This is a genomic window from Brevibacterium sp. 2SA, from assembly GCF_005502845.1.
Taxonomy (GTDB): domain Bacteria; phylum Actinomycetota; class Actinomycetes; order Actinomycetales; family Brevibacteriaceae; genus Brevibacterium.
This window is the reverse complement of record NZ_SCMW01000086.1, coordinates 1-8,145: the sequence shown is the minus strand read 5'-3', so window position 1 is coordinate 8,145 and position 8,145 is coordinate 1. Positions and strand designations below refer to the sequence as shown.

Annotated in this window: 7 protein-coding genes; 2 read left to right on the top strand and 5 right to left on the bottom strand. The window is 68.7% G+C overall.

The genetic code is table 11. The features are described from left to right. From FFS20_RS17270 to FFS20_RS17260, 3 genes are all read right to left on the bottom strand, one after another. A partial coding sequence (locus FFS20_RS17270; RefSeq protein WP_137827015.1) for a glycosyltransferase occupies positions 1-1,079 on the bottom strand: 1,079 nt, incomplete at its 3' end. Then, complete coding sequence (locus tag FFS20_RS17265; RefSeq protein WP_137827014.1) at positions 1,076-2,278, bottom strand: glycosyltransferase; 1,203 nt, start codon at positions 2,276-2,278, stop codon at positions 1,076-1,078. The genes FFS20_RS17270 and FFS20_RS17265, both read right to left, overlap by 4 nt. Beyond that, complete coding sequence (locus tag FFS20_RS17260; RefSeq protein ID WP_137827013.1) at positions 2,275-3,372, bottom strand: glycosyltransferase; 1,098 nt, start codon at positions 3,370-3,372, stop codon at positions 2,275-2,277. The genes FFS20_RS17265 and FFS20_RS17260 overlap by 4 nt, the downstream gene beginning before the upstream one ends. Positions 3,373-3,661: 289 nt before the next feature. On the opposite strand from FFS20_RS17260, the gene FFS20_RS17255 reads away from it, so the two are divergent. Next, positions 3,662-4,405, top strand: coding sequence for a GPP34 family phosphoprotein (locus FFS20_RS17255; protein WP_137827012.1), 744 nt, complete (start codon positions 3,662-3,664; stop codon positions 4,403-4,405). Between the two features lie 234 nt (positions 4,406-4,639). On the opposite strand, the gene FFS20_RS17250 is transcribed toward FFS20_RS17255, so the two are convergent. Beyond that, positions 4,640-5,284, bottom strand: coding sequence for a copper resistance protein CopC (locus FFS20_RS17250; protein WP_137827011.1), 645 nt, complete (start codon positions 5,282-5,284; stop codon positions 4,640-4,642). Positions 5,285-5,373: 89 nt separating this feature from the next. Next, positions 5,374-5,934 carry a low molecular weight protein-tyrosine-phosphatase gene (locus FFS20_RS17245; protein WP_137827010.1) on the bottom strand — a complete coding sequence of 187 codons (561 nt, stop codon included), beginning with the start codon at positions 5,932-5,934 and terminating at the stop codon, positions 5,374-5,376. Between the two features lie 125 nt (positions 5,935-6,059). Between FFS20_RS17245 and FFS20_RS17240 the strand changes: the two genes are divergently transcribed. After that, the gene (locus FFS20_RS17240) at positions 6,060-8,054 is read left to right on the top strand and encodes a M13-type metalloendopeptidase (RefSeq protein ID WP_137827009.1); all 1,995 of its coding nucleotides are present in this window, start codon (positions 6,060-6,062) and stop codon (positions 8,052-8,054) included. Positions 8,055-8,145 lie beyond the last annotated feature (91 nt).

Genomic DNA, 8,145 nt, shown 5'->3' with positions numbered 1-8,145 from the left:
GGGGTGGACGGACCGGTCGGTGAGGCAGCCGACGGGGCGGCGAGCGAGCGTCCCGCTCCCCCAGCGACCCGTGTCGGGGGCTGGGACACTCCGTCGATGACCTCGGCCGCGCGTTCCGCAGCCCCGCCGATCTGCCATGCCTCCCAGGGGAATTCACGGTCGGCCGCCTCGGCGAGCACATCATCGAGATCCGGACCGACGTCGCTGCCGGCGAGGACGGGGAACCCCAGCGTTCGCAGCAGCACACCGTTGGCGTCCTGTTCGCCGAACGGGCGCGTCTGGGGCACGAAGATCGCCGGAGTGCGGGCGCTCATCACGTCGGCGATCGCGCCGAGACCTGCATTGCTGAGCACCACGCGCGCGGCTCGCAGCCGCGGAAGGATGTCAGCGGTCCACGTCGCATCGTCGAGCCCGACCGCAGACCACGAGTGACGACTGCCCGCTCGCAGCGCCGCGAACGCATCCCCGTCGAGGGTCGAGCCGCCGCGCGAGCCGAGGAGAAGACAGCCCGCTCTCGCGCCCTCGCTCGGGACCGGTCGGGTCGCTGAGATCCCGCCGGTGAATCGTGTCGTGGCCGAGAACCGAAAGGCGTGGGGAACGGCCGCCGCATACGCCTGACCCGTCCTCACGGTGGGAGCCGGCAGCGGCACGATGATCGCCTCGGCGAGTTCGAAGCACCGCCGATGTGCGACGTCGGTGCGCTCTCCGGCCTGCGCGACCACGACGACCCGCAGGCCGAGGAGGCGCGAGAGCATCGCGACCTCACACGACACGTCGACGACCATGGCCGTCAGCTCGGGGGCATAGCCGGCGATCGTCGCCAGTCTCTGCGCGTGCCCCGTGATGTTCGTCGGGACCCAGTGCAGACTGCCGCCGGCGGTGGGATCGGCGGGGTCGACTCCCGGCGCGGTGTCCGGCTCGAGCTGCACCCAGGTGACGCTCCCCGATCGCGGCGTCGGCAGAGCGGATGGCCGCGGCAGTGAGGAGAAGACGATGACGTCATCGTCGAGATGCGGCAGCACCGCGATCATCCGCCGCAGATGACCGTGCCCATGATGGTGGACGTACCAGCCGATCATCCGGCCGCTCCGGTGCGGGCATAGGTCGTGGCGGCCACGGCATCCTCATCGACCGGCGCACGCCCTTCCCAGACGGTCCCGAACCGCTCGGGATCACGGATCGCTGCGGCGAAGTGCCCGAGCAGGGTGTCGGCGACGGAGCTGACGCTGAAGTGAGATACCGCGTAGTCCCGGAGGCGACGCCGGGCGGCGATCCCTGCTCGCTCGCCCCCGGCCCGGAGACCGTCGTGGGCGGCTGAGGCCATCGCCGCGAGCTGCTCGTCGTCCGACATCGCCGTCGGCACGAGAGTCACCCCGGGCACCGAGCGGTAGAGCTTGCCGAAGGCTCCCCGATCGAGGGCGACGACGGGAGTGCCGCAGAACAGGGATTCGATGACGACCTGGCCGAAGGGCTCGTTCCACATCGGCGTGACCAATGTAGCCGCGCTCCCTCCCACGATGTGCGCCGTTTCCCGCTGACTCAGGCAGCCGAGGTAGTCGACCCGCCCGTGCGAGCGGGCGATCGCCGGTGCGACGTAGTCGGCGAAGTAGTCCGGGTCGCCGACCGGCCCCATGAGCGTGAGTCTCGCGCCGAGGCGGTTGGCGACGTCGACTGCGACATGCGGGTACTTCTCGGGGACGAGTCGTCCGAACCAGCAGAGGCGGTCACCGCCGGGACCGAGCGGCCAGACCGTCGCATCGGCGCCGTTCATCACGACCGTGGTGTCGACTCCGGCATTCGCCCAGGACTCCTGTGCGTAGCCGGAGACGGTGAAGACGCGGCCGCGCTGCGCGGGGTCGATCGTGTTGACGAGGTCGAGGCGCGGGGGCGTGTGCAGCGTGGTGAACACGGGAACGTCGAGCGCGGCCGCGCGCGACAGCGGCAGCGCACTCACGGCGTGGTTGTGGACAACGTCGAACTGCGTCGGATGGGCGGCGAGGTAGTCGATGACCGCCTCGAGGGAGGCGCGCTGATGGTCCTCGATCTCCCGCGGCAGCGACGAGTCGCTGCGGCGGGCGCCCGGAGGCCAGGCGAGGTCGTCATAGATGAGCTCCGGCGGCGAGTTCTCCAGGAAGTCGGAACCGGACTTCGCGGCAAGGGTGACGTGGTGTCCGCGCCGTTCGAGCTCGCGCACGAGGGTCCACACGTGCGTCTCCAGTCCGCCTCGCAGCGGTTCGCGCAGCGGGTACCGGTAGTCGGCGATGACGAGGATCCTCATGCGCCTGCCCTCCCCGCTGTGCTCATCGCCGCCAGGGCCCGGTAGATCTCTGTGTGCGCGCTCCTCACCCGGGCCAGCGCCGCGCGGTGCGCTGCCGGTGCGATCGGGCGCAGAGGCGGTCGCTCCGCCGCCCGACGCAGCGCGCCGGTCAATGCGGACCGGTCGTGGAAGTCGACGGAGATGTTCTGCCCCGGCCGCTGCTCGGACAGGTGCCCGATGGGTGAGTGGAGCACCATGGTGCCGAGGTCGTTCGCGAGTTCGAGCAGACCCGAATGCGTGCCGTGACTGTAGGGAAGGACGAGGCAGTCGAGGTCTGCCAGCCACTGTTCGAGCTCACTGTCGCTCATCCGCTCGGCGACCACCGGGGCAGGCATTCCCGTCTCCGCGAGCACAGCTGCCAGGCGCGCGACCTCGGCCTCCCTGCCCTGGCGCACCACCGGCCGCCTGAGCACTGTGAGGCTCGTGGCCTCCCGGAGTTCGTCATCTTGGTGCAGCGTCCGTGCGAGTGCGGCGATCCCGTCGAGGTCGACACTCGGCCGCGCATCCTTGACGAGCACTCCGACCGCGAATCGCGCGGGCGCGCTCGCCGGTGTGCCGACCCGATCACTACCGACATCCTCTCTGCCCGCAGGCAGACCACTGCCCAGAGGCGGATGGGCGATGACCTCGGCGTCGAGGTGCCAGCGGTCGGCGATCTCCGCCTGCGCCCCGGGGGTGAGCGTGATGATGCGCGCTGCGCTGCGCACGAGGAGCTCCAGGCGGCGATGGAATTCGGCCTGGCCGGCCGGCAGCAGTTGGGGGTTGTCGAGGTCGTGAACGGTGACGAGCAGCGGGACCTCGTGGCGGCGCAGGTCGTCGACGAAGCGACGCAGGACTGCGTGCGGAACCAATTCGAATCCGAAATGCACATGGACGATATCGAATGTCTCGAATTGTCCGGAAATCCAATTGTCCATATCGAATTGCGCGTACCCGGCAGGCGCATCGGCGCCGCCCGGAAGGGGTGCAGGGACCAGAGTGACCGCCGCGTGCTCAGTGATCGCCTCGACGTACGGGTGCCGGTGGGGAATGGAGAGCACTTTCATCGCGCGCATGACAATGACACTCCTTCGCTGGTTCGGACTCGTCGCAGACGACAGCACTGACCGCTGTCATGAAATGAGGTAATCGCGGTATGCGGCATTTGCCGGATTTCTGATCCCACCCGGACGAAATTTCACCTTACACAGTAAACAAGTCGGCGGCAAGAGTCCTGTCAGGCCCTCCGTGTGGCGACTGACGACTGACTCTCCGACGCCGGAGGGCTACACTGCCTGACAAGGGAATGTGTCCCAGCGGAAGGCGCGTCGCGGCTTCGGGGACGTTCCGGACAAGGATGAGCCCATGACTGCCGAATCGCCCCGCCCAGACCTCCTCATCTCCGAGGACCTCATGCTTCTCCTGCTGCCGCCGAGCGGGCAGATCCCGGAGCTCTCCCCGGCGCTCGAGTGCGTGCTCACCGGCGGTCTCCTCGTCGACATGATCGAGGCCGGGTTCATCGAAGTCCTCCCCGGTGAGAAGCCGCATGCGCCGCTCATCCGCGCCACCGAGGTGCCGCGCCCCCACGATCCGATGTTCGTCAACGTCATCGCGCTCCTCGGCCAGGACGCTAGGCCGCTTGCCGACGTGCTCCCGGTCCTGCTGCCGCGGCTCGACGATGTGCTCCTCGTGCGGCTTTCCAACCACGGGATCCTCACCCAGCACACCGCGAAGTTCCTCTTCATCATCCCGACGATGTCGTGGCGGGTCGTCGATCCCGAGCCCGAGGAGCAGCTGTGCGAAACGCTGGCGGCGGTGATGGAGGGACGCGTGCGCCCGGATGCGCGCACGGGCACGATCATCGCACTGCTCTCTGCCGCCGGGGTGCTCCCCGAACTGTCGGCGTCCCTACCGTGGAACTCGGCGATCGCCGGGCACGTCCAGCAGATCGCGATGGCCGGATGGGCGACTCCCTCGGTCAAGGCCGTCCTCGACGTCGCCGAGGTGACCGCCAGGAGGGCAGCGGCCGAATCCGGGGAGGCGCGACGGGAGAAGGTCATCGCCGGCGGCGAGCGCCGCACCCGCATCGCCGCCCAGATCGGACTCTGAACCCCGCGTCCCCACCCATCCGGCGCACCGGCCACCAGTGTCCGACCGCCGTCCGCATCGTGGATCACGGCGGAGTGCGGATAGCGGGCGGTGCACGGCCCGCTATCCGCACTGCGCCTTGATCGACGACCGTTCCGCCGCCTCGGCGAGGGAAGAGCTGCGGGTGGATCTGCCGGTGAATGCAGCAGTTCCCCGGACGATGCGTCCGGGGAACTGCGGTGCGGCGGGCTCAGCTCACTGACCCGAGCCGGTGCCGTTTCCGTCGTTCTTCGTGCCGGGCAGACCCTGGGCCTTGCGGCGCATGAGGAGGACGACGATGACGATGATCGCGAGCGCTCCGACGGCGAGCAGGATGATCATCGGCATCGACATGCCCGAGTCAGCGCTCGTCGATTCGCCGATCTGACCGCGCTCCTCAGGGGTCTCCGAGGGGTTGTCGACGACTGCGCCGCCGAGGCCGGCCTGCGTCGTCTGCTCGACGGAGCCGCCGGCGCCCTCGGCGTCGCCGATCGTGAAGGAGTAGTCGCCGGAGATCGGGTGGCCGTCGGAGGACACGACACGCCACACGACGTTGTACGCCCCGGGCTTGAGGTTGTCGGGCAGCGCCACGGTCAGCTTCTTGCCTTCGGTGGTCAGCTCGCCTGCGGAGACGTCGGTGCCGTCGACCATGACCTTGACCTCGGTGCCGACCTGCTGGATCTCACCGGAGAAATCCATCTCGAGCCACTTGGGCTGCTCGTCGAGCTGTGCCCCGTCCTCGGGGTTCGTCGAGATCAGCTGGTCGTGTGCACTGGCCGGGGAGGCCGCGAAGACGCTCATGGCGGCGACGACGAGCGCGGCGAAGACGAGCCTGAGAGCAGACCTCTGTGTGCGAGTCATACGTGTTTCTCCTTCAACGTTTGCCATGGTTTGTGGGCGACCGCATGGTCGGTCGGAGTATCGGACCATCGCTGCGGCCCTCGGCGGGATCACCGAGTTTCCGCGGCCTTGGCGTGCAGGTGATCGGCGATTCCCGGCACTGACCTCTCCATTGTCTCAAGAGTTTCTTCGAAATCCTGCAATTGACCCCCGTACCACGGATCGGCGACGTCGGGAGCCGGCACCTCGCCGAGGCGGTGCCCGGTTCCGTGGGAGGCCCCGGTGCCGCCTCGGCGGGGTCCGTCACCGGCCTCCGGATCGAATTCGCGGAGCATCCGCAGCTCCGGACGCACCTCGGCGGGCAGGTCGGCGATCATCGCTGCGAGCGCCCGATAATGGCGGGCGGTCATCGCCACGGCGAGGTCCCGGTCGGCCAGCCACTCGGGCGTGATCTGCCGGGCCACGTGGTCGTCGGTGCGGTAGCCGGCGGCCGCGAGCACCCGCGCCTGCCGCGGATCGATCGGGTTGCCGTCCTCCTCGTCGCTGATCCCGGCGGAGTCGACGACCGCCTCGGCGCCGGTGGCCTCGAGATGATGCTCGAGCACGCGTTCGGCGGTCACGGAGCGGCAGATGTTCCCGGTGCACACGAACACCACGGACGGTGCGGTCATACTTCTCCTCCTTCTCAGCGGGCACGATGGGCGCAATCGCCCCGCGGACGCCACGGCACCGCGGTCTCGGGCCCGCGGCGAACTTCTCAGCCCATGCCCATCGTCGGTCACGATACTGTTGCACCATGACATCACAAACTGCGAATGCACCGGCCGATCCGGAGCCCTCGGACGCCGCCGCCTCAGCCGAACTGAGCTCCGTCCGCCCGCAGGACGACCTCTTCCGCCACACCAACGGCGGCTGGATCGACAGCTTCACCATCCCCGACGATCGCGCAGGCGACGGTGCCATGCGCGAGCTCTTCGACACCGCGGAGACGAAGGTCCGCGAGATCATCGAGTCCGTCTCCGACACCCCGCAGGAGCCGGACACCGAAGGCCAGAAGGTCGCCGACCTCTTCACCTCGTTCATGGACCTTGAGCGGATCAACAGCCTCGGCGTCACCCCGCTCGAGTCGACGTTCGCCGCGATCGACGCCGCCGAATCGAAGTCGGAGCTCGCGAACCTCCTCGGCCGACTCGAGACCGAGGGCATCGGCGGTCTGCTCGGCGGGTACGTCACCGCGGATGCGAAGGATTCCGACATTTACGCCCTCTACCTCGTCCAGGCCGGGATCTCCCTGCCCGATGAGGACTACTACTTCAACGACGACTTCGCCGAGGTGCGCGCGAAGTTCCTCGCGCACGTGCAGAAGATGTCCGCGCTCGGCGGGCTCGGGACCGCGGCAGGGCTCTCCGACGCCGAGGTGGCCGCGAAGATCATGGCCTTCGAGACCGAACTCGCCCGCCACCACTGGGACCGAGTGGCCACGCGCGATGCGGAGAAGACCTACAACAAGTACACGGTCGACCAGCTGCGCGAGATCGGCCCGGGTTTCGATTTCGATGCGTGGCTGTCCGCCCTGACCGCCGATGCCGACGGCGAGCTCGAGACCGTCATCATCGGTCAGCCCTCGTACGTCGAGGGCATGGTCACGGTGTGGGCTGAGACCGACCTCGACACCCTGAAGACGTGGCTGCGCTGGTCGGTGCTCTCGGCGAACGCCGCGCTGCTCACCGACGAGATCGTCGAGGAGGACTTCGACTTCAACTCCCGCACCCTTTCCGGCACGCCTGCCCTCCGGGAGCGCTGGAAGCGCGGGGTCGGGCTCGTCGAGTCCCTCCTCGGCGAGGCGGTCGGCAAGCTCTACGTCGCCGCCGAGTTCCCGCCGGCGGCGAAGGAGGCGATCGACCACCTCGTCGCCATGCTCATCAAGGCGTACGAGAAGTCGATCACCGAGCTCGACTGGATGAGCGAGGAGACGAAGCAGCGCGCGCTCGTCAAGCTCTCGAAGTTCACCCCGAAGGTCGGCTACCCCGAGGTGTGGCGCGACTACCCCGCGACGGTCGACGCCGGTGACCTCGTCGGCAACGTCCGGCGGGCCGCCCGCGCCGAGCACGCCCGCCAGGTGGGGCGCATCGGCAAGGAGATCGACCGCACCGAGTGGCTGATGACGCCGCAGACGGTCAACGCGTACTACCATCCGGTGATGAACGAGATCGTCTTCCCCGCCGCGATCCTCCAGCCGCCGTTCTTCGACGCCGACGGTGACGTCGCGGCGAACTTCGGGGCGATCGGCGCGGTCATCGGCCACGAGATCGGCCACGGCTTCGACGATCAGGGCTCGCGCTACGACGGCGACGGCAACCTCGTCGACTGGTGGACGGCCGAGGACCGCGAGCGCTTCGAGGAGCGGACGACAGCGCTCATCGACCAGTACGATGCGCTCGTGCCCGCGGGGCTCGAGGCCTCACAGCACGTCAACGGCGCGCTCACGGTCGGTGAGAACATCGGTGACCTCGGCGGTCTGTCGATCGGGTGGAAGGCCCTCGAACTCGAACTCGGTCGCGCCCCCTCGCCGGAGGAGGCCGCCTCGTTCTTCACCGCGTGGGCCAAGGCGTGGCGGGCGAAGATGCGCACCGAGGAGCGCATCCGCCGCCTGAGCATCGACCCGCATTCGCCGGAGGAGTTCCGCTGCAACCAGGTCGTGAAGAACATGACGGTCTTCCACGACACGTTCGGCGTCGAGGAGTCCGACGGCATGTACCTCGCGCCCGAGCAGCGCGTGAGCATCTGGTAGCCGACCCGTTTCAGCAATTCGGAGGGCGCTCGGCCACGCAGCGTGGCTGAGCGCCCTTCGGGTTGTCGGGGATGGGAGACGAGGGCGGGGT

Bases quoted from the DNA above. Each gene is read 5' to 3' on its own strand.
- FFS20_RS17250 (WP_137827011.1), bottom strand. From the start codon at position 5,284: ATGACTCGCACACAGAGGTCTGCTCTCAGGCTCGTCTTCGCCGCGCTC.
- FFS20_RS17255 (WP_137827012.1), top strand. From the start codon at position 3,662: ATGACTGCCGAATCGCCCCGCCCAGACCTCCTCATCTCCGAGGACCTC.
- FFS20_RS17260 (WP_137827013.1), bottom strand. From the start codon at position 3,372: ATGCGCGCGATGAAAGTGCTCTCCATTCCCCACCGGCACCCGTACGTC.
- FFS20_RS17265 (WP_137827014.1), bottom strand. From the start codon at position 2,278: ATGAGGATCCTCGTCATCGCCGACTACCGGTACCCGCTGCGCGAACCG.
- FFS20_RS17245 (WP_137827010.1), bottom strand. From the start codon at position 5,934: ATGACCGCACCGTCCGTGGTGTTCGTGTGCACCGGGAACATCTGCCGC.
- FFS20_RS17240 (WP_137827009.1), top strand. From the start codon at position 6,060: ATGACATCACAAACTGCGAATGCACCGGCCGATCCGGAGCCCTCGGAC.